Source organism: Nonomuraea sp. KM88 (assembly GCF_052245635.1).
GTDB lineage: Bacteria > Actinomycetota > Actinomycetes > Streptosporangiales > Streptosporangiaceae > Nonomuraea.
The window spans coordinates 138,978-160,789 of sequence record NZ_JBQQCC010000002.1; the positions used below are offsets into that span (position 1 = coordinate 138,978).

Below are 21,812 nucleotides of genomic sequence, written 5' to 3' on the forward strand. Positions count from 1 at the left end.
AGGAACCGGAGATCGTCAACGGCAGCGGTCGCGCATCTCCTCGGCCACCAGGCCCAGGCCGATGCCCAGCAACCAGACGTCCTTGGCGATCGCGACGCCCTGCTCGGAGGGCCGCAGGCTGCCATCCTGCCGCAGGCCGGGCGTCTTGAGATACAGGCCGAGCAGGCCCGCCGCGAAGCCCGTCAGCGCGGCCCCCGCCAGGAGTGAAGGCACCAGCGGCACCAGCAGGGCCACGCCGAGGGTGATCTCCGCCTTGGAGAGCAGCCTGGTGAAGGTGAGCGGGCTCATCCTGTGCAGGAACGGATAGGTGCCCGAGGCCATGCCGTGCAGGCTCGCGGCGGTGTCCTCGCCTGCGCCTGACTTGCTGAGCCCGGAGTTGAGGATGACGGCCGCGGCGGCCAGCCGGGGCGGGAGCTGGTGCGGGCGGGCGAGGATCTTCATGGTGCCTCACAGGATGCAGAAGCCGGAATTCGTACCATTCCCCTGCATGTCCGGCGCATCCCGGACTTGGCCGTTCCGAGGACAGGGTCAGTTCGCTGGGGAGAGAATTCTTGGGCTGGCCTTGGTCTCGCGCATTAGTGTGCATCTGTGACAAATGGCGCATACCTCAGACACCCGCACCTGCACGGTGACATGGTGACCTTCGTCGCCGACGACGACGTCTGGCTGGCTCCCCTGACAGGAGGCAGAGCCTGGCGCTTCACCGCGGACCGCGTATCGGTGTCGCATCCGAGATTCTCGCCCGACGGCAGCCGCATCGCGTGGACCAGCGGCAAGGAGGGCGCTCCGGAGGTGTTCGCGGCCGAGATCGACGGCCCGGAGGGCGAACGGCTGACCCACTGGGGCAACACGGCGACCGGCGTACGCGGATGGACCCCCGAGGGCGACGTGCTCGCGGTCAGCGCGGCCGGGCAGAGCGAGACCAGCAGGAACTGGGCCTACGCGGTGCCGCTCGACGGGGGACCGGCCACACGCCTGCCGTACGGGTGGCTGAGCGACGTCGCGGTCAACGGCGTCCAGGTGGCGACCGTGTCGCCGATGTGGCGAGAGCCCTCGCAGTGGAAGCGGTACCGAGGCGGCACCGCCGGCAAGATCTGGGTCGACGCCGACGGCGACGGAGCGTTCACCAGGCTGTTCGCCGACAGCGCGGCACAGTACTGGTCGGCCGGCTGGGTGGGCGACAGGATCGTGTTCCTGGCCGACATCGACGGCGCCGGCAACCTCTACTCCGCTCGCCCCGACGGCTCCGACCTGCGCAAGCACAGCTCCCACGAGGAGTTCTACGCCCGCCACGCCGCCGGTGACGGCGAGCGGGTGATCTACAGCCACGCCGGCGACCTGTGGCTGCTGGAGAGCCTGGACGCCGAGCCGTACCGGTTGGACGTGCGGCTGGGCGGGCCGCGGCCAGGACGGGCCCGGCGGCCGGCGCCCCTGCGGGCGGGCTCGTTCTCGCCCGACGCGAGCGGGCGGGCCAGCGCCGTGGAGATCCGCGGCACCGCCCACTGGGTGACCCACCGCGACGGCCCCGCCGGCGTGCTCCGCGCGCAGCCCGGCGTCCGCGTACGCCTCCCGCAGGCCCTGGACTCCGGCGGGCGGGCCGTGTGGGTGTCCGACGCGAGCGGCGAGGACGGGCTGGAGGTCGGCACGCCAGGAGGCGAGATCAGGACGCTGGCCACCGGTCAGCTCGGCCGCGTGCTCGACCTGGAGGCCGCCCCCGACGGCAAGCACGTGGCGGTGGCCACCCACGACGGGCGGCTGCTGGTCGCCGACCTCGAAACCGGGAACCTCCGCGAGCTCGACCGCACCACGCAGGGAGACGTCAGCGGCCTGACGTTCTCGCCCGACTCGAGCTGGCTGGCCTGGGTGCATCCGGACCACGAGCCGCTGTCACAGATCAAGATCGGACGCGTCGACGGGACCTCCGTCATCGACGTGACCCCGATGCGGTTCGCCGACTACGGCCCCGTCTTCACCAAGGACGGCAAACACCTGGCGTTCCTGTCGATCCGGACGTTCGACCCCGTCTACGACACCCACAGCTTCGACCTGTCGTTTCCCCAAGGCTGCCGCCCCTACCTCGTGCCGCTGCAGGCCGGCACCCCGTCGCCGTTCGACCCCTCGCTGCAGGGCCGCGGATTCAACGGCGAGGACGACAAGGCCGCCAAGGACGACGGGGCGAAGGACGACGCGCCGCCGTGCACCGAGGTGGACCCCGACGGCATCGCCTCCCGCGTGGTGCCGGTGCCGGTGCCCTCGGGGCTCTACAGCAACCTGCGCACCGCCAAGGACGCCCTCCTCTGGCTGCGCCACCCCCTCACCGGCCGCCTGGGCGACGGCACCGAGTCCGAGAACGACACCGTGCTCGAACGGTACGACCTCAAGAAGCGCGCCAAGGCCGAGCTGGGCAAGGAGGTGCGCTCGTTCGAGGTCAGCGGCGACGGCGCCAGGCTCGTCACCAACGGCAAGGACGGCCTGCAGACCCGCTCCGCCTCCGAGGGGGACGAGGTCGTCACCATCGACCTCGACCGCGTCACCGTCCAGATCGACCCGGTCGCCGAATGGCGGCAGGGCTTCCGCGAGGCCGGTCGGCTCATGCGCGACCACTTCTGGCGCGAGGACATGAACGGCGTCGACTGGCAGGCCGTACTCGACCGCTACGAGCCGCTGGTCGACCGCATCGGCTGCCACTCCGAGCTGATCGACCTGCTCTGGGAGGCCCAGGGCGAGCTGGGCACCTCGCACGCCTACGCCGTGGCCAACGCCGGCGGCCACGACCCCCGCCGCCGCCAGGGACTGCTCGGCGCCGACCTGGCCAGGGACGGCGACGGCGTGTGGCGGGTCACCCGCGTCCTGCCCGGCGAGTCGTCCGACCCCGCCGCCCGCTCGCCGCTGCTCGCCCCGGGCGTCGGCGTCCGCCCCGGCGACGCGATCACCGCCGTCGGCGGCCGCCCCGTCGACCCGGTACGCGGGCCGCTCGCCCTGCTGGCCGGCACTGCCGACCGGCCCACCGAGCTGACCATCCGCCCCGCCTCAGGGGGCGAGCCGCGCCGCGTCGTGGTGAACCCCATCGCCGACGAGACGCAGCTGCGCTACCACGACTGGGTGGAGGACCGCCGCGCCCACGTCAGGCAGGCTTCGGGCGGCCGGCTCGGCTACCTGCACGTGCCCGACATGGTGGCCTCGGGGTGGGCGCAGTTCCACCGCGACCTGCGTACCGAGATGGCCCGTGACGGGCTCATCGTGGACGTCCGCGAGAACAGCGGCGGGCACCTGTCGGAGCTGGTGCTGGAGAAGCTGTCCAGGAAGGTCACCGCGTGGTCGCTGGTCCGCGGGTACGAGCCGATGCGCTACCCGGAGGACTCGCCGCGCGGGCCGATCGTGACCGTCACCGACGAGTTCGCCGGCTCCGACGGGGACATCGTGAGCGCGGGGGTCAAGAACCGCGGGATCGGGCCGCTCGTGGGCACGCGGACGTGGGGCGGCGTGATCGGGATCGACTCGCGCTACACGCTCGTCGACGGGACCCGCGTGACGCAGCCGCGCTACGCGTTCTGGATCGAAGGCCCTGGGTGGGGGGTGGAGAACTACGGGGTCGACCCCGACGTCGAAGTGGTGATCACGCCGCAGGACCGGGTCGCGGGGCGTGACCCGCAGCTCGACAAGGCCATCGAGCTGGCCATGGCCGCCCTGGAGGAGAACCCGCCCGCCACGCCCCCCAGCCTGCCTCCCGCCCGCTGACCGTGCACACCGGTGGGGAGGGGCCGTACGGCCCCTCCCCACCGGTGATCAATCCCAACGCCCACCCGCCGAGCGCGCCCGGCCCGCACCGCCCCGGGCCTCGCCCGGTCGGGCGGTGTCGGGCTCGGCTCCGGCCGCGCGGGACGCAGCCGCGGCCGTGGTCCCGCGCCGGCCGACGCGGGTCAGCTGCAGCCGCTGGTCGAGCCGCAGCCCTCGCAGACGTAGCAGCTGCCGGCCGGGCGCATCTTGGTGCCGCAGGTCATGCAGAGCGGCGCGTCCGCGGTGAAGCGCTGGTGGCTCTCCAGCGTCAGCTCGGCGACCGGCTGCTCCGCCTTGGGCTGGGTCCTGGTCTCGATGGGCGCCGACTGGGCCAGCGCCTCGCGGTCGACCGGCTCCTGGAGCGCCGCGGGGTCCTCGCCCCGCTGCTGCGCCGCCCGCTCGGCCGCCGAGAAGATGCCCAGGGCCGCCCGCTCCTCATAGGGCAGGTGGTCGAGCGCCAGGCGGCGGAAGATGTAGTCCATCACCGACGTGGCCATCCGGATGTCCGGGTCGTCCGTCATGCCGGCCGGCTCGAACCGCATGTTCACGAACTTGCTCATGTACGTCTCCAGCGGCACTCCGTACTGGAGCCCGATGGAGATCGCCACGGAGAACGCGTCCATGACGCCCGCCAGCGTCGAACCCTGCTTGGACATCTTGAGGAAGACCTCGCCGAGCCCGTCGTCAGGGTAGGAGGAGGCGGTCATGTAGCCCTTGGCGCCGCCCACGGTGAACCGGGTGGTCATGCTCGGCCGCTGGTTGGGCATGCGCCGGCGGGTCGGCCGGTTGACCTCGACGACCTTGACCTCGGGCTCCGCCTGCGGCTCCTCCTTCTTGGAGCCGTTGCCCGCCGACAGCGGCTGGCCGACCTTGCAGTTGTCGCGGTAGACGGCCAGGGCCTTGAGGCCGAGGCGCCAGCCCTCGGCGTAGACCTGCTCGATGTCGTCGATCGTGGCCGACTCGGGCAGGTTGACCGTCTTCGAGATGGCGCCGGACAGGAACGGCTGCGTGGCCGCCATCATCCGCACGTGACCCATGGGCGCGATCGCCCGCTCGCCCATCGCGCAGTCGAACACCTCGTAGTGCTCCCGTCGCAGGCCGGGCGCGTCGACGACGTGACTGTGCTCGGCGATGTGCTCGACGATGGCCTCGATCTGCTCCTGCTGGTAGCCGAGCTGCTTGAGCGCCCGCGGGATCGTCTGGTTGACGATCTGCATGGAACCGCCGCCGACCAGCTTCTTGAACTTGACCAGCGCCAGGTCCGGCTCGATGCCCGTCGTGTCGCAGTCCATCATGAGGCCGATGGTGCCGGTGGGGGCGAGCAGACTGGCCTGGGCGTTGCGGTAGCCGTGCTTCTCGCCCAGCTTGAGGCACTCCGACCACTGGCGCGAAGCCTCGGAGTGGATCTTCGCGTCCATGGAGCCCACCGTGCGCAGGTCGTCGTTGGCCGCCGCGTGCTTGCGCATGACCCGCTTGTGCGGCTCGGCGTTCCTGGCATATCCGTCGTACGGCCCCACCACGCCCGCCAGTTCGGCGCTGCGCCGGTAGGACACGCCGGTCATCAGCGACGTGATCGCCCCGGCCACCGCCCGGCCGCCGTCGGAGTCGTAGGCGTGCCCGGTGGCCATCAGCAGCGCGCCCAGGTTGGCGTAGCCGATGCCGAGCTGCCGGTAGGCGCGGGTGGTCTCGCCGATCTTCTCGGTCGGGAAGTCGGCGAACGAGATCGAGATGTCCATCGCGGTGATGATCAGCTCGGTCAGCTTGACGAAGTCGGCGACGTTGAAGGAGTTGTCGTCCTTCAGGAACTTCAGCAGGTTGATGCTGGCCAGATTGCAGGACGAGTTGTCCAGATGCACGTATTCCGAGCAGGGATTACTTGCCGTGATACGTCCGGTTTCCGGGGTGGTGTGCCAGTCGTTGATCGTGTCGTCGTACTGCAGGCCGGGGTCGGCGCACTCCCAGGCGGCCTTGGCCATCTTGCGGAAGAGGCCTCTGGCGTCGACCTTCTCGATGACCTCACCGGTCAGGCGGGCGCGCAGGCCGAAGTCGCCGCCCTTCTCCACCGCCCGCATGAACTCGTCGGAGACGCGCACCGAGTTGTTGGCGTTCTGGTACTGCACGGAGACGATGTCCTTGCCGCCCAGGTCCATGTCGAACCCGGCGTCGCGCAGCGCGCGGACTTTGTCCTCCTCGCGCGCCTTGGTCTCGATGAACTCCTCGATGTCGGGGTGGTCGACGTCGAGCACCACCATCTTGGCGGCCCTGCGGGTCGCGCCGCCGGACTTGATCGTCCCCGCGGACGCGTCGGCGCCGCGCATGAACGACACCGGGCCGCTGGCCGTGCCGCCGCTGGAGAGCAGCTCCTTGGAGGAACGGATGCGGGACAGGTTGACCCCGGAGCCCGAACCGCCCTTGAAGATCACGCCCTCTTCTTTGTACCACTCCAGGATCGACTCCATCTGGTCGTCCACGGAGAGGATGAAACACGCCGACACTTGCTGCGGCGACTGGGTGCCGACGTTGAACCAGACCGGCGAGTTGAACGCGAACACCTGGTGGGCGAGCGCGTGCTTCAGCTCGTGGTCGAAGATCTCGGCGTCCTCGTCACCGGCGAAGTAGCCGTGCTCGATGCCCGTCCTCGTGTAGACGCCGACGACCCGGTCGATCAACTGCTTCAGGCTCCACTCGCGCTGCGGGGTGCCCACCGCGCCGCGGAAGTATTTCGTGGTCACGATGTTGGCCGCGTTGACCGACCAGAACGCGGGGAATTCGACACCCCGCTGCTCGAAGTTGACCGAGCCGTCGCGCCAGTTGGTCATGACGACGTCGCGGCGCTCCCACTGGATCTCGTCATACGGGTGCACACCGGGCTTGGTGAAGATGCGCTTCATCTTCAGTCCCTTACGCGGACGCTTGCCCCCGCGCGCCACTGAACCGCTGGCCGTCTCCGTCATGACTCCCCCTTCTCCGCCTTCAACTGTGAGATCTCGGCTTCGAAGTCCGCCAGGCTCTCGAAACCGCGATACACCGATGCGAAACGCAAATAGGCCACCTCGTCGAGCTCCCGCAGCGGGCCGAGGATCGCCAGGCCCACCTCGTTGGAGGGGATCTCCGCCGCGCCCTTGGCCCTGATGGCCTCCTCCACCCGCTGCCCGAGCTGCGCCAGCGAGTCCTCGCTGACGGGTCTGCCCTGGCAGGCGCGCCGCACGCCTGCGACGACCTTCTCCCGCGAGAACGGTTCCGTCACTCCGCTGCGCTTGCTCACCATGAGCAGTACGGTCTCCTGCGTGGTGAACCTGCGCCCGCACTCGGGACAGGTGCGCCGGCGCCTGATGGCCGCACCGTCGTCCGTCGAACGGCTGTCGATGACCCTGGTGTCAGGGTGGCGACAGAACGGGCAGTGCACTCTTTCGCCTCCAAGGCCCCTGCTTCACCACGAATCCGAACCCGCACGAGGGGACGCTCGCGCACGCTCCATGGCTGACCACGGAACGGTGGCATAACCACAAGGTGTGGTGAACCTACATCGGTGTAACTACTAGATGTTGTGGTCCAACCGTAGAAGCGTGCGACCATGAACGCAAGTTGAGCCACTCCATCGCACCGAAGTCGCTGATCAGCCCGCCATCCTCTTCTGTCCCGGGCGTGTCGTGCCTTCGCGAGGGGCGTTCGCCCAGTTGAGCGTGTCACAAGAGTTGTGCGCGGCCTCTTCGGCGAACGATCCTCACAACGCTACCGGAGGTCACTTCGACCACCACGCCCCCTGCTTGCGCGCCCATGTCGCCTCCGCCCGGGCCCTTGCCTCCGCGGCGCCGTGCGGCGGGCTCCCGGCGACCAGCCGCCGTCCGCGGGTCGCGGCGGGACGGTGGTGAGCTCACCGGGCGTGGACGGCAGGTGAGCCGGCCGAACGAGGGCGGCGGGAGAGCTGGCCGGCAGCGGTCAGCGTAAGGTGGCCTCGTCTTTCGGGAGGTAGAGACGGCTGCCGGGGCGGATGAGGGAATCGGGCAGGCCGTTCAGCCGCTTGATCTCCTCCACCAGGACTGCGGGATCCCCGCCACGGGAGAGGGCGTCGGCGATCACCCGCAGTGTGTCTCCCTCACGGACCTCGACCCACGGCAACCCCGCGTGGGCCGGCATCATGACGTGGACGGCGGCGTGCCCGGCGGTGCGCGTACCGAGCCAGAACCCGCCCAGGGACAGCAGCGCGGCCGCCACCACCAGCACGACCCGCCCGCGCCTGGTCAGCCGTAGCGGCGGGGTGGTCCGGCGGCGCAACGTGGCGGGGGCCGGCTGCCGCTGCCGCCGCTGCCGCCGCTGCCGCCGTTCCGCCGCTCGGCGACTCCGCAGCCGCGCGATCAACTTTCCGGCCCCCGCCTTCCTCTTCGCTCCGGTCTCCCTCCGCGTCCGGGCCTCGCCCTTCGCCCCGATATCGGCCCTCGTCGAGGCCCCTCCCGCCTCGCTCTGGGCTCTCCGGCCGCCGTTTCGCGTCGTCCCGGGCCCGCTCCTCCGGCTCCCGGCCCGGGGTGTCCCGGGCGCGGTCTTCCGGGTTTCGGTCTGGGCTGCCCCGGCAGGGGTCCTCCGGCTTCTCGTCTGGGTGGTCCGGGGCCCGAGCCTCCGGGTTTCGGCCCTGGGGTGCGTTTGGGCCCGGGTTTCCGCGTCGGTGAGAGGGCCGGCTCCTGCCGGGGGCTCGGCCCCTGTCGTGTTCAAGCCTCTCGGCCCATACCGGCTCGTGGCCCCCATCCGTCGCGAGGCCGCGGTTGAGGCCCGCTTCTCCCTGCCGCCGGCTCCCGCGCCCGCGTTCGCGGCGCGTCTTCGGGTGGAGACGGTCGGGTCGCCGTCGGCGGCGGACCGGACCGGCGGCACGGTGTCGTCGGTCGCTCCGCCCGTGCGGGGCGGCGGGACGAGGCGCAAATGGGATCTTCCTTCGCTATTCGAACGGGACCCCAACCTCTTGCCGGAATTACCGCTGGCGACGGGCTGTGTACGCGTATTGTCTCCCCGTCGATCCTTGCTCTGCGTGGCATCGGCGATGAGGGTGAGCTGTTTGGCGTCTTCGCTGGTCGTGTCCATGTTTGTGGGTGTTCGCATGGATGACCTCCTGCCGTGTGGCCCGAGGAAAAGGCCAAATAAAGATCAGCAAATCGAACACGATGTCGATCGAACTCCCGTACGATGTTGTACACCACGCACGCGATATTTTCGAGGAAGACTCGAACAATTGTTTGAAGATGATCTTCAACAGAGATACGGTCGCTGTGTGCGACATCAAGACCACGGACTGGGAGGTTCGCCGGTGAGGCGGGCCGCCAGGCGAGGAGGAAGAGCATGACCGAGCGGGATGACACGAACGGGGTCAGCGACCTCGCGGTGCGACGGCGAGATTCCCTGGGCCTGACCCCCAGGCAGCGCAAGATCCTGGAAGTGATCCGCGACTCGGTGCAACAGCGCGGCTATCCGCCCTCCATGCGCGAGATCGGCGAGGCGGTGCAGCTGACCAGCACCTCCAGCGTGTCCCACCAGTTGACGGCGTTGCAGCGCAAGGGCTATCTGAGGCGTGACCCGCACCGGCCCCGCGCGCTCGAGGTGCGGCTGCCCGGTGAGCCCGTGATGTGGGTCGATCCTGACGCCGCCCCCGACGTCGAGTCCACGGTGAGCCGCCCCACGGCCGCCTACGTGCCGCTCGTCGGGCGCATCGCCGCCGGTGGGCCGATCCTGGCCGAGGAGAGCGTCGAAGACGTCTTCGCCCTGCCCAAGCAGCTCGTCGGTGAGGGCACCCTCTTCCTCCTCCAGGTCACCGGTGACTCGATGATCGACGCGGCCATCGCCGACGGCGACTGGGTGGTCGTCCGCCAGCAGCCGGTGGCGGAGAGCGGCGACATCGTGGCCGCGATGATCGAAGGCGAGGCCACGGTCAAGACCTTCAAGCGCAAGGACGGCCATGTCTGGCTCGTCCCCCACAACCCCAACTACGAGCCCATTCCCGGTGACGAGGCCAGCGTCCTGGGCAAGGTCGTGGCGGTTCTCCGGCGGCTCTAGCCCGCCGGGGTGACCAGGCGCGCGTCCAACCGCACGCGCCGCGATGACGGCGCGCGCCACCAGCACACATGCCACGGGGGACGACACGGCCCATCATTCCCGGGCTTGTCGCCATCTCGCCGGCCCGTCCTCGAAGAGTCCTCAGCGCGGGCGTTCCACCCCCGCCGCAGTCCCCGGCCGGCGGGCGAAACCCCCGGTGCGCACGTTCACGGGACTGCCCGTGCGCACGCGTACGCGATCGCGTCGTTTCCGGGGACACGCGGTCGGGGCCTTTCGCGATCCCGGGCGTGACCGGCGCCAACGCCGCGACGAGCGCCTGCGGGTCGTGTGCAGCGATGCCGGTCAGCGGGCGGCGTACAACGCGTGCGCGGACGTGATCGCCTGCCCGGCGAAGCCCAGCACGTCCTTCCTGCGCTCGAACGGAGAGCCGTAGAGCGACTGCCGGGGAGCGCCGAAATGGTCACCCAGCCCCGAGGTCAGGCTGCCGAGCGTCGGTGCCGCGGTATCCTCCTCGCGTACGCGCAGCGCCTCGTTCACCACGCGGTGCCAGCGCTCGGGGAACGCCTCCAACGCGTACCGCCCGGCCTCTGTCTTGGAGGTGATGTCGCCGGTCGCGAGCGTGTAGTGCAGGCGTGCGACGCCCGTGACGACCCACAGTGTGCCGTATCCGCCCAGGCAGATCAGGCCCCAGGGCGTGGCCAGCCGGGAGGCCCGGCTCACCAGCCGTCGCCAGTAGCGGTCGAGGTTGTCGTCGGTCCAGGCGGCCAGCGCGTCAGGATCGTTCCAGATCTCGAACTCGTCCGGTTTGGGCCCGCGGCAGGTCAGCCCGTGTTGCGCCAGCGTGTGCCAGGTGATCGGGTTGAGCGCGCCCCGGCGGTTGAGCCTGCCGTGCTGCGCCTGCGGACGGGTGCCCAGGCCGTCGGGGCCGCGGCGCAGGTCGTCCCAGGTCAGGTACACACCGTCGAAGGGGTGGGCGCCGAGCCGGGTGTGGATGCGCTCCAGCACGTCTTCGGGCGGGGCGGCGGCCGTGACGGCGATGAAGTCCACGTCGCTCGTGCTCGGCCGGTAGTCGCCCAGGGCCGCCGAGCCCTCGAGGTAAAGCCCCTCCACCAAGCCGGGCGCCTCCATGTCGGCGATCGACAGGTAGGTCTCGACAATGGCATCGATCTTCGAGTGGGGCATCATGGCCGCCCAGCCTGCCACAACCGGCGGCAGCACCTCATCAACATTCGAGAATCCTAAAATGGGTGGGTGGATTACGCATATACCCCTGAAGGGGTCAAAGCCACACACGACGGTTTGAAATGGGCAGCGGTCGAGCCGAACGTGATCCCCGCCTGGATCGCCGACATGGATCTTCCCACCGCACCCGAGGTGATCGAGGCGCTGCGGCGCCGGGCAGGCGGCGACCTCGGCTATCCGGCCTGGCTGACCGATCCCTCCGCGGGGCCGCTGGCCGAGGCCTTCGCCGAGCGCATGGCTGTCAGGTACGGCTGGGCGGCCGACCCCGCGCTCGTACGCTCGTTCAACGACCTCAACCAGGCGCTCCAGGTGTTCCTCCACACCTGCACCGAGCCGGGCGACGGCGTCGCCTTGCACACCCCCGCCTACCACCCGTTCCTGTCGACGCTGGACCTCATGGAACGCCCCCTCCGCCCCATCCAGATGGAACCCGACGGCGACTCGTGGCGCTTCGAGGTGCCCGACCTGACGGGCTGCCGGGTGCTCCTCCTGGTCAACCCGCACAATCCGACCGGCAGGGCCTTCACCCGCGCGGAGCTGACCGAGCTGGCCGAGCACGCCGAGCGCCACGATCTGCTGGTCCTCGCCGACGAGATCCATGCCGACCTCGTGTACGAGCCGTACCGCCACATCCCGTTCGCCACGATCCTCCCCGACCGCACCGTCACGCTGACGTCCGCGACGAAGGCGTTCAACCTGGGCGGCATCCGCTGCTCTGTCGCCCACCTCGGTCACCCGGGCGCCCGCAAGGCGCTGGAAGCGCAGCCGCCCTTCGTGTACGGCTCCGCGAACGTGTTCGGCGTCGAGGCCACGGTCGCGGCGTGGCGGCACGGGGACGCCTGGCTGGAACGGACCCTCGCCCTGCTCGACCGCAACCGGCACACGATCGCGGCCCGCCTGCCGGAGACGTTCGGCTACCGGGTGCCGGAGGCGACGTACCTGGCCTGGCTGCGCGTCGGCAGGCCGGGCCTGGCCGAGGTCTTCGAGCGCGAGGCCGGCGTACGGCTGAACGAAGGCGCGGACTTCGGCCCCGGCGGCGCAGGCCACGTACGGCTCAACTTCGCCACCACCGAGCCCATCCTCGCCGAGATCCTCGACCGCCTGGCCGGGGCCCATCCGGGTTGACCACGGCACGGCCACCAGCTCCGGGGCCGGTCAGGGGACAGGCGGTCGGGCACGGAAGGTAGGGCCGGGAGGCCGGCGGTGGGAAGGGGGTCGCCTGGAGGTCAGGCGTCGGTCAGGTCGCGCAGCACGTCGGGTCTGTTGGTGATGATGCCGTCCACCCCGTACGAGATCATCCGGCGCATGTCGTCCGGGTCGTCGACCGTGTAGGTGAGGACCTCCATGCCGAGCCCGTGCACGCGCCGGACGTACGCGGACGTGAGCGTGGTGTACGGCGGGTTGATCTGGTCGGCGAACGTGGCCAGCGAGGGCAGTTCCGCGGTCGCCGGCGTGCCGAGCAGCCCGATCGGCACGCCGGGCATGAGCCGGTGGAACGTCCGCATCGAATCCCAGTCGAACGACTGCACGACCAGCCGACCCGGTGCCAGCCAGCGGGGGTTGCGCCGCAGCTCGGCGGCGATGCGGGCCTCGATGCCCGGGTACCGGTCGGGGGCCTTGACCTCGAGGAGGAGGCCCATGCCCGAGCCGCTCATCGCCCGCAGCGCCTCGCCGAGCGTGGGCACCGGCTCGCCCGCGTGCTCGCCGGAGAGCCACGAGCCGGCGTCGAGGTCGCGGATCTGGGAGTAGGTGAGGTCGCCGACGTTCCACGGCGACAGGCCGGGGAAGACCTCCTCGGCGTCGGTGGTGCGGGTCAGGGTGGTGTCGTGCATGAGGACCAGCCGGTGGTCCTTGGTCTCCTGGACGTCCAGCTCGAACATGTCGGCCCGCTGCTCGTCCGCGAGCTCGAAGGCGGCGATCGTGTTCTCGGGGGCGTACGCGGACGCGCCCCGGTGGGCGACGTTGGCGACCGGCCGGCCGGTGTACGCGGAGGCGCTTCGGTGGGCGACGTCGGCCACCGGCCGGCCGGTGGTTGCGGGCGCGGTCCCGGTGAGCGCGGTCAGGGCGGCGAGGGTGGTCGCGATGATGAGGGCGAGTCGTCTGGACATGGGTCTCCTCTGCTGGGGAGAGGCCTACGACTCGACAGTCACAAGATCGCATGACTTGCAGTTGAGTGCAGAGTAGCCCTGCGGTGCCCTGGTGGTGAGCATCCGACACGCGGGCCTGCCGCAGCGTCGACGTTCATGACCCTTTAATCTGAAATGTGCATTATCGCGGGGCGTTGGCCGTTCTTCTCTCGGCTTGGTTCATGGCGCAGTTCGACTTCTTCGTGGTGAACGTCGCCGCCCCTTCCCTCGAACGTGACCTGCACGCCGGCCCCGCGGCCCTGGAGCTGATCGTGGCCGGCTACGCCTTCACGTACGCCGCCGGAATGATCACCGGCGGGCGGCTCGGCGACCGGTACGGCTACCGGCGCGTGTTCGTCTGGGGAGTGGCCGCGTTCACGGTGGCGTCGGTGCTGGCCGGGGTCGCGCAGACCTCGGCCCAGCTCGTCGCCGCCCGCCTGCTGCAGGGGCTGGCGGGCGCCGCCATGGTGCCGCAGGTGCTGGCCACGATCTCCGCCGTCTATCCGCCGGGCGAGCGGGCACGCGCCATCGGCTGGTACGGCGCGACGGGCGGCCTCGGCTCGATCGCCGGCCAGGTGCTGGGCGGCCTGCTGCTGACGGCCGACGTGCTCGGGCTCGGCTGGCGGGCGGTCTTCCTCATCAACCTGCCCGTCGGACTGGTCGTCGTGCCGCTGGCCTGGCGGCTGCTCCCGGAGGTGGAGACGCAACGCCGATCCCGGCTCGACGTGCCGGGCGCGGCCGGGCTGGCGGCCGGGGTGGCGTTGCTGCTGGTGTCCATGGGCCTCGGCAACAGCCTGGGCTGGCCCCTCTGGACGTGGGCGTGCATGGTGGCGAGCGTCCCGGTGTTCGCGCTGACCTGGCGCTGGTTGCGGGCGCTCGGAGCGCGTGGCGGGCAGCCGGTGCTCGACCTGGCCCTGCTCAGGGTCCATTCCTACCTGGCGGGCGTCGGGTCGATCGTCGCCTTCATGGCGTACTTCGCCTCGTTCATGTTCACGCTGACGTTGCTGCTCCAGACCGGGCTGGGGCTCACGGCGTTCGAGGCGGGCCTGGCATTCGCGCCGATGGGCGCGATGTTCACGCTCACCTCGTTGCTCGGGGTCCGGCTGGTCAGGAGGCGCGGGCTGATCGTCGTCATCGCGGGCGGACTGGTGGTCGTGCTCGGGCTGGTCCTGCTCCTGGTGGCGGCCGGTCAGGGGCTGCCGTACGTGCTGGTCGCGCTCATGCTCGTCGGCGCCGGCAACGGCCTGGTGCTGCCGCAACTCATCGGGGCGGCGCTGGTCGAGGTCGAGCCCCACCAGGCCGGCATCGGGTCGGGAGCGCTGAGCACCGCCCAGCAGTTCGCGGGCGCGGGCGGCGTGGCCGTGATCGGCGCGCTCTTCTTCGCCGTCGCGGAGGGCGGGCGCCACGTCGCGGCCATGCGCTGGTCGGCGGCCGTCGACCTGGCCCTCGTCCTGGTCGTGATCGCGTCGGTGGCCTACAACCGGCGCCGCGCTATCCGGCGGGCGTGGCCAGAGCGGTCCCGTACAGTTGCGACACCCTGAGCCTGATCACCAGCCGCCGGTCATCGGCCATCCGGCGCAGGAAGGTGGTGGGGTCGCCGACGTGCTGCTGCATGGCCAGGAGCTCCAGTCCCACCTCGTCGCCCGGATCGGTGGTCACCGGCGACAGCTCCGCCTCGCCCTCGGCCACGGCGTAGGAGGCGAAGTCGTCGCTGGCCACGTAGAGGGCGCCGCGCGGGTCCTTGTGGAGGTGCCTGACCTTGAGCCGCTCGCCCATGGTGGAGATGCGCACGACGCGCTGCTGGGGATCCCACGTGTACTGGACGGTGGACATGTGCGGGTGGCCGCTGCTCTTGTTGGTGGCCAGCGCCCCGAATCGCTGACCGCTCAGCAGCTGGGACAGCTCGCCGTCACTCAGCGAGCGGGGTGGCGGGCCCGCCTCGGGCGCGTACTCCTGTGACATGCACCATCCTGTACGTACCGCGTGCACGACCTAGGGTGCACCGACATAGAGAGATATGTCAGCCTATCCCCAGTTCCCTGCTGAAGGTCTGGGCGTCCGAGATCACCCAGTATTCGGCGAACCTGTCGCCCTCGGCCCGCAGGATGTCGTGCCCGCTGAAGGCCACCCTGGTCCCCTCGGCCACGGTCGCGCCGGGGAGACCGCCCCGGTAGGCGCCGGTGAACGTCCACCTGGCCGCCACCAGGTCGCCGTCCGGGATCGGGCCGACGTCGAGCGTGACCGCGACGTCGTCGAAGGGGGCGTAACCCTGCCTGAGCACCTCGATGAGCTCGCCCGGCCCCGACACCTCCATGCCTGGCCAGTGCCCGGTGAAGCCGGGGGTGACCAGTTCGTGGGCGAGCTCGAAGTCGCCGTTCCACATCTCGAGCAGCCATCGCCTGTACAGGTGGGAGATCGTCATTCAGAGCCCCTACCCGCCCACCTGTAAGTTACGGGTCATGAAACTCGCTATCATCAGCGGATTTGTCGTTCCGGTCGACGGAGACCCCATCGACGGCGGCACCGTGCTCATCGAGGACGGGAAGATCACCGCGGTGGGCCGGGACGTGGCCGTGCCGGAGAGGGCTTCCGTGGTGGACGCGGGCGGCGGGTGGGTGCTGCCCGGCTTCGTCGAGGCCCACGGCCACCTGGGCGTGCACGAGGAGGCGGAGGGCTGGGCCGGTCAGGACACCAACGAGATGACCGACCCGAACGGCGCCCGCCTGCGTGCCCTCGACGCCATCAACCCCGCCGACCTGGGCTTCGCCGACGCGCTGTCGGGCGGCGTGACCACGGCAGTGATCAAGCCGGGCTCCGGCAACCCGATCGGCGGGCAGACGGTCGCCGTGAAGTGCTGGGGCAGAAGCGCGGACGAGATGCTGATCAGGGAGCCGGTGAGCGTCAAGAGCGCCCTGGGCGAGAACCCCAAACGCGTGTACGGCGACCAGAAGAAGCTGCCCTCCACCCGGCAGGGCGTGGCCGCGGTGATCCGCGACGCGTTCATGAAGGCGCAGGACTACCGGGCCAGGCGGGCGGCCGCGCAGGCGGAGGGCAAGCCGTTCGACCGCGACGGCACGCTGGAGATCCTCGTCCGCGTGCTGGACGGCGAGCTGCCGTGGTGCCAGCACACGCACAGGGCCGACGACATCGCCACGGCGCTCAGGCTGGCGGCGGAGTTCGGCTACCGGGTGGTGATCAATCATGGCACCGAAGGTCACCTGCTGGCCGACACCCTCGCAGCCAGGAACGTTCCGGTCATCATCGGCCCGCTGTTCACCAGCCGGTCGAAGGTCGAGCTGCGGCAGCGCTCGCTGCGCAACCCCGGCATCCTGGCACGGGCGGGCGTAGAGGTGGCCATCACCACCGACCACCCCGTCGTGCCCATCCACTTCCTCGTCCACCAGGCCACGCTCGCGGTCAAGGAGGGGATGGACCCGGCCGAGGCGCTGCGGTCGATCACCGTGAACCCGGCCAGGATCATGGGCCTCGACGACCGGGTCGGCTCCCTGCGCCCCGGGCTCGACGGCGACGTGGTCATCTGGTCCGGCGACCCGCTGGACGTCATGAGCCGGGCGCGGAGGGTGTTCATCTCCGGCCGGGAGGTGTATTCGTACACCGACGGCGAGCCCGTCGTGGCCGACCCCTATTACCGCGAATCAAGTGACCGTTAAGCGCCTGTAGATGCGCGGCCCGCATAGTGGGCGGACCGAACGGGAAGTGAGGCAGCACGATGACAGCTCCGCCCCAGAGCATTCTCTCCCAGCGCCCCAGCAAGGCCCTGCTGATCGGCCTGGTCGTCTCTGGCGTGCTGGCGCTGCTGGTGCTGGCGGTCATGCTGGTGTCGGGCGGTCCCGTCGGCTTCGGCCTGGCCGCGCTGCTGGCCGTGGCGCCGCTGCCGGTGCTGCTCGCCGCGGTGCTCTCCCTCGACCGGCTGGAGCCCGAGCCCAAGCTCAGCCTCGCGTTCGCGTTCGCGTGGGGCGCGGGGCTGGCGATCGTGCTGGGCATCGCGCTGACGGTCGTGGGGCAGCAGCTGTTCGTCCGGGCCGGGTTCGGCGCCGCGGTCGTCGACGACGTGGGCGCCGTCGTGCTCGCCCCGGTGATCGAGGAGGCGCTCAAGGGCTCGGCGCTGCTCCTGCTCCTGCGCAGGCGCAGGGAGATCGACGGCCTGACCGACGGCATCGTGTACGCCTCCATGGCCGGCCTCGGCTTCGCCGCCGTGGAGAACGTCGGCTACTACCTGCTGGCGTTCGCGGAGGACGGCGCCGGCGGTGCGGTGCAGTTGTTCGTCGTGCGGGGCCTGATCGACCCGCTCGGCCACCCGGTCTACACCTCCATGATCGGTGTGGGGGTCGCGTACGCGCTCACCCGGCGCACCGCGGGAAGGTACGCTGCGATCCCGCTGGGTTACCTGGCCGCCGTCTTCCTGCACGCACTCTGGAACGGCGCCGCCACCACGGGATCGCTGGCCTGGCTGGGCCTGGCCTACCTGGTGATCATGGTGGCGCTGGTCGCCCTGATCGCCGTGACCGTCGCCGAGCGCCGTCACCTCGTCGCCAGGATGGGCGCCTACCTGCCCGGCTACGCGCCGACCGGGCTGGTCACCGAGGCCGACGTCAGGATGCTCAGCACGCTGCCCGGCCGTAAGCAGGCGCGCAAGTGGGCCAGGAAGGCGGGGCTCGGCCGGGCCATGAGCGACTACCAGCAGGCGGCGACCGAGCTGACCATGCTGCACCTGCGGGCCGAGCGGCAGGGCATCGACCCCGCCCGGTTCGCGGCCGAGCGCGACGCGTACTTGACGGCGATGGCGCACGCCCGGCGCTGGTAGCGGTGTGGTGATGTGGCCCGCGGGGTCCGGAACTCTGGCAGGCACGCCAGCGTACGCGTCCGTCACGCCGGGTACGAGACCTCATCCGGCAAGGCGAGGAAAGGACCGGACATGATCCCTGGCTGCGGCAACTGCAACTGCAACGACGCGATGTACGAAGGCAAGCCGTCCCACTGGACCACGTTGCGCGTCGAGTAACGGCACCGCGCCGGGGCCGCCCTCCTGTCCCACCACGGCCGGCCCCGGCCCGCCCGTTCGAGCCCGGGCGCGGAGCTCGTACTGCGGGCAAGCTCACAGGATGCTCGGCCCGATTCCCTGACAAAATTGGGGAAACCCTCGAAGGGAGATCAGATGAGCTGGGCGGAGATCGGGTCCGAGGACGAGTTGCGCGAGCTCCTCGGCGAGGTGATGCCGAGGGCCGCGAACAAGGAGCGCGTGCGCCTCCACCAGCGCGACCGCGACTGGCTGGCGGCCTCGCCGTTCTGCCTGGTCGCCACGTCGGACGACAAGGGCGCCTGCGACGTCTCGCCCAAGGGGGACCCCGCCGGGTTCGTGCATGTCATCGACGACACCACGATCGCGATCCCGGACCGACCGGGGAATCGCCGGGCGGACGGATTCCTCAACGTCCTGAAGAATCCGAATGTGGGGTTGATCTTCCTCATTCCCGGCCGCAACGAGACCCTGCGCATCAACGGCCGGGCCAGGCTCGTACGCGATGCCCCCTTCTTCGACGAACTGATCGTCAAGGGTCACCGGCCGCACCTCGCGCTCGTGGTGGAGATCGAGCAGATCTTCTTCCACTGCGCCAAGTCGTTCCTGCGCTCCGCGCTGTGGAAGCCCGACACCTGGCGCCCCGACGTCCTGCCCTCGCACGCCAGGCTGGTCAAGGAGGTGCAGGTGGTCGAGGAGAGCGTGGAAGAGCTGGAGACCTACTACGGCAAGGCCTACGCCGAGAAGTTGTACCGCTGACGCCGGAGCCGCGGGAGGGCCGTCAGGCGGCGGAGGTGGGGCCGCCGGGGAAACGGATCACGTTTCTGCCGGTGTAGGCCCGCAGGTCGATCACTTTGGGGTCGGCGGGCGGCTTGCGGCGGTCCGCTGTGCGGATATAGCGGACCTTGTGCCTGGCGATGTGTGGCGGCACCACCACCAGCCTCGTCATCGTGAGCCCCCCGTGATGTCCTTGTTATTTCTGTGTCTACAGAAACCCCCGTAAATTCGGCGTAAGGAGCAGCTCAGTAGGGAAGCGTGCGACCCGCAGGCGAGCGCAGGTCCAGCTCCACCGCCGGCCGCGGGCGCCGTTTGGCGGTCGACTTCACGACTCTCACGCGTTTCACGGTCGTCCCCCTTTCTGAACGCGTGCCCTGTCTCCTGCGACGATGCGCCGCGCCGCTTGACGGCGGCATGCCGGGCGCTCGTCACCCGCCATGCGCGCCAACCTAACCGGGGCTCACTGATCGGCTCAATGCATTTCCCGACAGAGAAGGTGTCTCGGGTGCTTGGTGTGAACCGCGCGGCGACCCCGATCCGGTCTCAGGCGCCCGCCTTTCGCCGGCCCGAGCGCGGCGCGCTCCGCCGGGGTGCAGCCGATGGCCTGGCGCCAGGCCGCCACCGGCCATGGACGCTCGTCGCTTTCGCCGGCCTTCCTCAGGTCGCGGCCGTGCATCTCCACACAGTACCCGCAGCTGGTGACCTGGCCGGCACGCAGCCTGACCAGCACGAAGGCAGCTGCTCGCTGTCGTGCAGGAGCTGCTCCGCCGCGCAGAAGACCGCGCAGAACACGGTGGCGGGTCTAGCCTTTGCAGTTGCCCCAAGCCGCGCGTCCGCCCCAGGCCTCGACGCGGTTGCTGGAGTCGCGGGTCCAGCCGGAGTAGCGCACGCACTTCCAGGCGCCGTCGATGTGGCCCGTCTCGGCGTAGTAGCGGTATTTCTGCACGTCCTCGCTCCGGCCGCCGCCCCGGACCTCGAGGTGGGCGCCGGTCACCGTGCGGGCGCCCTTGAACGCCGTCTTGATCGCGGCGACGCAGTTCTTGCCGCTGCGCTTGCTATACATCAGATAAACGTGCCCGAACACCGCTCCAGCGCGGGTCTTCATCGCGCGGTGGCCGTCCTTGACCCGGTGGAAGCCGGGGCCGCAGACGCGCTCGGGGGTGTAGGCGGCCGATCCGGCGTAAGCGGCGGAGGGGAGGGCGGCGATTCCGGTGGCGGCCAGGGCGGTCGCGATGACCGTGCGGATGAGCACGTGTGTCCTTTCGGCAGGCGGTAATAAGGACATCGTCGATCTTTACTGTGACTTGACCAAAATTTCAAGGGGTGCTGGTCATCATGCCGCTGATCGCGGTCTGCGCGGTGTGGGGTGTGTTCTGGGGTTCGTGGTCGGTCCTGCTGCCCGCCGTCAAGCTCGAGCTGGGGTTGTCGGCGAGCGACCTGGGGCTGGCGCTGAGCGCCGTACCGGTGGGGGCGCTGCCCGCGATGGCGCTGGCCGGCAGGCTCGCGCGCGGGCGCGAGCGGGCGGCTCTGCTGGGGTTCACCGTGCTGTTCGCGCTGAGCGTGGCGGGCATCGGGCTGGCGGGCACGGCCTGGCAGCTGGCTCTCGCGCTCCTGCTGGTCGGCGCGGCGAGCGGCGCGCTCGACATCGCGCTCAACCTGGCCACGGGGCGGGCCGAGCGTGAGAGCGGGCGCCGGCTCTTCCAGCCCGTGCACGCCGCCTTCCCCGTCGCGGTCATCGCCGCCGCGCCGGCCACCGGGCTGGCCCGCTCGCTCGGTCTCAGCGCCGGTGCGGTGCTCGTGGCGATCGGCCTGATCGTGATCGCCGCCTCGCTGACGCTGCTCGCGCTGCCGCTGGGGCGCGGTCTGCCGGTCACCTCCTCCGAGATCGACCGGCGCAGCCTCGTGGGGGCCGCGGCGCTGCTCGGAGCGCTCGCCGCCTGCGTGCTGACCATCGAGAACTCGGTCGAGCAATGGTCGGTGCTGCTGCTGGAGGAGCACCGCGGGGCGTCCCCGCTGACGGCCAGCGCCGCGCCCGCGGTCTACATGGGGGCGTTGACGGCCGGGCGGCTCATCGTGCAGGCGCTGCCAAGGACGCCGCTCAGGGCGCTGTACCTGGTGGCGGGGGCGGGCGGCGGCGCGGGCATCGTGCTGGCCGGCCTGGGCGGCAGCGTGCCGGTCTCCATGGCCGGGTTCGCGCTGGCCGGGCTGGCGCTCGGCCCCATGGTGCCCGCCCTGCTCAGCCGGGCCGCCGCCGACGACGCCGGCGGGACCCTGGTGTGGTGGGTGTCGACGATCTCGTACACCGGGTTCGTGGCCAGCCCTCTGCTGGTCGCCGGGCTCAGCGGCTGGCTCGGCCTGCCCGCCGCGCTGGCGGCTCTCGGGCTGCTCGGCCTGCCGCTGATAGGCCGCTTCGTGGTGCGCGGGCCGTGACGGACGGCCGGAATACGGCCGCTGTTTGGGGAAAGGAGACCCACGAACTGCGGATCCAGTGCAAAGGGGATCATCATGGCTGTCTGCGAGACCTGCGGCAACGACTACGACATGGCGTTCGAGGTGCGCGCGCAAGGGGCCGTGCACACCTTCGACTGCTTCCAGTGCGCGATCGAGGCGATGGCGCCCATCTGCGAGCACTGCGGTACGAAGGTTATCGGGCACGGCGTCCAGTCGGGCGAGCACTGGTACTGCTGCGCCCATTGCGCTCGGGAGGAGGGGACCAAGGGCCTCGTCGACCGCGTCACGGCCGGCGCGTCCACCTGACGGCGGCCGCCGCCACCGCCACCGGCGGCGCGGGGGCGGGGCGAGCGGCCGGCCGGGCG

The 21,812-nt window shown here is 70.7% G+C and carries 20 protein-coding genes; 9 read left to right on the forward strand and 11 right to left on the reverse strand.

Annotated elements, in window-relative coordinates:
• Positions 1-15 precede the first annotated feature (15 nt).
• Positions 16-441, reverse strand: a complete 426-nt coding sequence (locus tag ACTWPV_RS06405) for a hypothetical protein (protein ID WP_347650600.1) — start codon at positions 439-441, stop codon at positions 16-18.
• 147 nt (positions 442-588) lie between these two features.
• Here ACTWPV_RS06405 and ACTWPV_RS06410 point away from each other — a divergent pair, with 147 nt between their 5' ends.
• The gene (locus ACTWPV_RS06410; protein ID WP_443151002.1) at positions 589-3,738 is read left to right on the forward strand and encodes a S41 family peptidase; all 3,150 of its coding nucleotides are present in this window, start codon (positions 589-591) and stop codon (positions 3,736-3,738) included.
• Between the two features lie 182 nt (positions 3,739-3,920).
• On the opposite strand, the gene ACTWPV_RS06415 is transcribed toward ACTWPV_RS06410, so the two are convergent.
• The 3 genes from ACTWPV_RS06415 to ACTWPV_RS06425 all read right to left on the reverse strand — a co-directional run bounded on the left by ACTWPV_RS06415 (position 3,921) and on the right by ACTWPV_RS06425 (position 8,136).
• Entirely contained in the window at positions 3,921-6,731 is a 2,811-nt protein-coding gene (locus ACTWPV_RS06415; RefSeq protein WP_443151003.1) for a vitamin B12-dependent ribonucleotide reductase, read from the reverse strand.
• Positions 6,728-7,183 carry a transcriptional regulator NrdR gene (nrdR, locus tag ACTWPV_RS06420; RefSeq protein WP_347617844.1) on the reverse strand — a complete coding sequence of 152 codons (456 nt, stop codon included), beginning with the start codon at positions 7,181-7,183 and terminating at the stop codon, positions 6,728-6,730. The genes ACTWPV_RS06415 and nrdR overlap by 4 nt, the downstream gene beginning before the upstream one ends.
• 533 nt (positions 7,184-7,716) lie before the next feature.
• The gene (locus ACTWPV_RS06425; RefSeq protein ID WP_443151004.1) at positions 7,717-8,136 is read right to left on the reverse strand and encodes a LysM peptidoglycan-binding domain-containing protein; all 420 of its coding nucleotides are present in this window, start codon (positions 8,134-8,136) and stop codon (positions 7,717-7,719) included.
• Positions 8,137-9,102: 966 nt separating this feature from the next.
• Here ACTWPV_RS06425 and lexA point away from each other — a divergent pair.
• Entirely contained in the window at positions 9,103-9,813 is a 711-nt protein-coding gene (lexA, locus tag ACTWPV_RS06430) for a transcriptional repressor LexA (protein ID WP_347650739.1), read from the forward strand.
• 342 nt (positions 9,814-10,155) lie between these two features.
• On the opposite strand, the gene ACTWPV_RS06435 is transcribed toward lexA, so the two are convergent.
• On the reverse strand, positions 10,156-10,998 hold the full coding sequence (locus ACTWPV_RS06435; protein WP_347617847.1) for a nucleotidyltransferase domain-containing protein: 843 nt from the start codon (positions 10,996-10,998) through the stop codon (positions 10,156-10,158).
• Positions 10,999-11,112: 114 nt separating this feature from the next.
• On the opposite strand from ACTWPV_RS06435, the gene ACTWPV_RS06440 reads away from it, so the two are divergent.
• Positions 11,113-12,180, forward strand: coding sequence for a MalY/PatB family protein (locus tag ACTWPV_RS06440; protein WP_443151005.1), 1,068 nt, complete (start codon positions 11,113-11,115; stop codon positions 12,178-12,180).
• Positions 12,181-12,281: 101 nt separating this feature from the next.
• Here ACTWPV_RS06440 and ACTWPV_RS06445 read toward each other — a convergent pair whose 3' ends face one another.
• Positions 12,282-13,163, reverse strand: coding sequence for a glycerophosphodiester phosphodiesterase (locus ACTWPV_RS06445; protein ID WP_443151006.1), 882 nt, complete (start codon positions 13,161-13,163; stop codon positions 12,282-12,284).
• A gap of 200 nt (positions 13,164-13,363) precedes the next feature.
• Between ACTWPV_RS06445 and ACTWPV_RS06450 the strand changes: the two genes are divergently transcribed.
• Entirely contained in the window at positions 13,364-14,722 is a 1,359-nt protein-coding gene (locus ACTWPV_RS06450; RefSeq protein ID WP_443151007.1) for an MFS transporter, read from the forward strand.
• Here ACTWPV_RS06450 and ACTWPV_RS06455 read toward each other — a convergent pair.
• A complete protein-coding gene (locus ACTWPV_RS06455; protein ID WP_347650733.1) occupies positions 14,673-15,143 on the reverse strand; it encodes a TIGR03618 family F420-dependent PPOX class oxidoreductase in 471 nt (156 codons plus the stop codon). The genes ACTWPV_RS06450 and ACTWPV_RS06455 overlap by 50 nt on opposite strands.
• Positions 15,144-15,201: 58 nt before the next feature.
• Entirely contained in the window at positions 15,202-15,603 is a 402-nt protein-coding gene (locus ACTWPV_RS06460) for an ester cyclase (protein WP_347650732.1), read from the reverse strand.
• A 37-nt stretch (positions 15,604-15,640) separates the two neighbouring features.
• On the opposite strand from ACTWPV_RS06460, the gene ACTWPV_RS06465 reads away from it, so the two are divergent.
• The 3 genes from ACTWPV_RS06465 (at position 15,641) to ACTWPV_RS06475 (ending at position 18,978) form a co-directional block, all read left to right on the forward strand.
• Positions 15,641-16,852, forward strand: coding sequence for an amidohydrolase (locus ACTWPV_RS06465; protein ID WP_443151008.1), 1,212 nt, complete (start codon positions 15,641-15,643; stop codon positions 16,850-16,852).
• 59 nt (positions 16,853-16,911) lie between these two features.
• Positions 16,912-18,006 (forward strand): PrsW family intramembrane metalloprotease, encoded by a 1,095-nt coding sequence (locus tag ACTWPV_RS06470; protein ID WP_443151009.1) that lies wholly within the window; start codon positions 16,912-16,914, stop codon positions 18,004-18,006.
• Between the two features lie 351 nt (positions 18,007-18,357).
• Positions 18,358-18,978: a pyridoxamine 5'-phosphate oxidase family protein gene (locus ACTWPV_RS06475; RefSeq protein ID WP_443151010.1), complete on the forward strand. Its 621-nt coding sequence runs from the start codon at positions 18,358-18,360 to the stop codon at positions 18,976-18,978.
• A gap of 22 nt (positions 18,979-19,000) precedes the next feature.
• Here the strand turns inward: ACTWPV_RS06475 and ACTWPV_RS06480 are convergent, their stop codons facing one another.
• The 3 genes from ACTWPV_RS06480 to ACTWPV_RS06490 form a co-directional block, all read right to left on the reverse strand.
• Positions 19,001-19,168, reverse strand: coding sequence for a hypothetical protein (locus tag ACTWPV_RS06480; protein WP_347617856.1), 168 nt, complete (start codon positions 19,166-19,168; stop codon positions 19,001-19,003).
• 300 nt (positions 19,169-19,468) lie between these two features.
• Positions 19,469-19,726: a carboxymuconolactone decarboxylase family protein gene (locus ACTWPV_RS06485; RefSeq protein ID WP_443151011.1), complete on the reverse strand. Its 258-nt coding sequence runs from the start codon at positions 19,724-19,726 to the stop codon at positions 19,469-19,471.
• 72 nt (positions 19,727-19,798) lie between these two features.
• Positions 19,799-20,248, reverse strand: a complete 450-nt coding sequence (locus tag ACTWPV_RS06490; RefSeq protein ID WP_443151012.1) for a hypothetical protein — start codon at positions 20,246-20,248, stop codon at positions 19,799-19,801.
• A gap of 71 nt (positions 20,249-20,319) precedes the next feature.
• On the opposite strand from ACTWPV_RS06490, the gene ACTWPV_RS06495 reads away from it, so the two are divergent.
• Complete coding sequence (locus tag ACTWPV_RS06495) at positions 20,320-21,426, forward strand: MFS transporter (RefSeq protein ID WP_347650726.1); 1,107 nt, start codon at positions 20,320-20,322, stop codon at positions 21,424-21,426.
• 75 nt (positions 21,427-21,501) lie between these two features.
• Complete coding sequence (locus tag ACTWPV_RS06500; RefSeq protein WP_347650725.1) at positions 21,502-21,753, forward strand: hypothetical protein; 252 nt, start codon at positions 21,502-21,504, stop codon at positions 21,751-21,753.
• Positions 21,754-21,812: the final 59 nt, after the last annotated feature.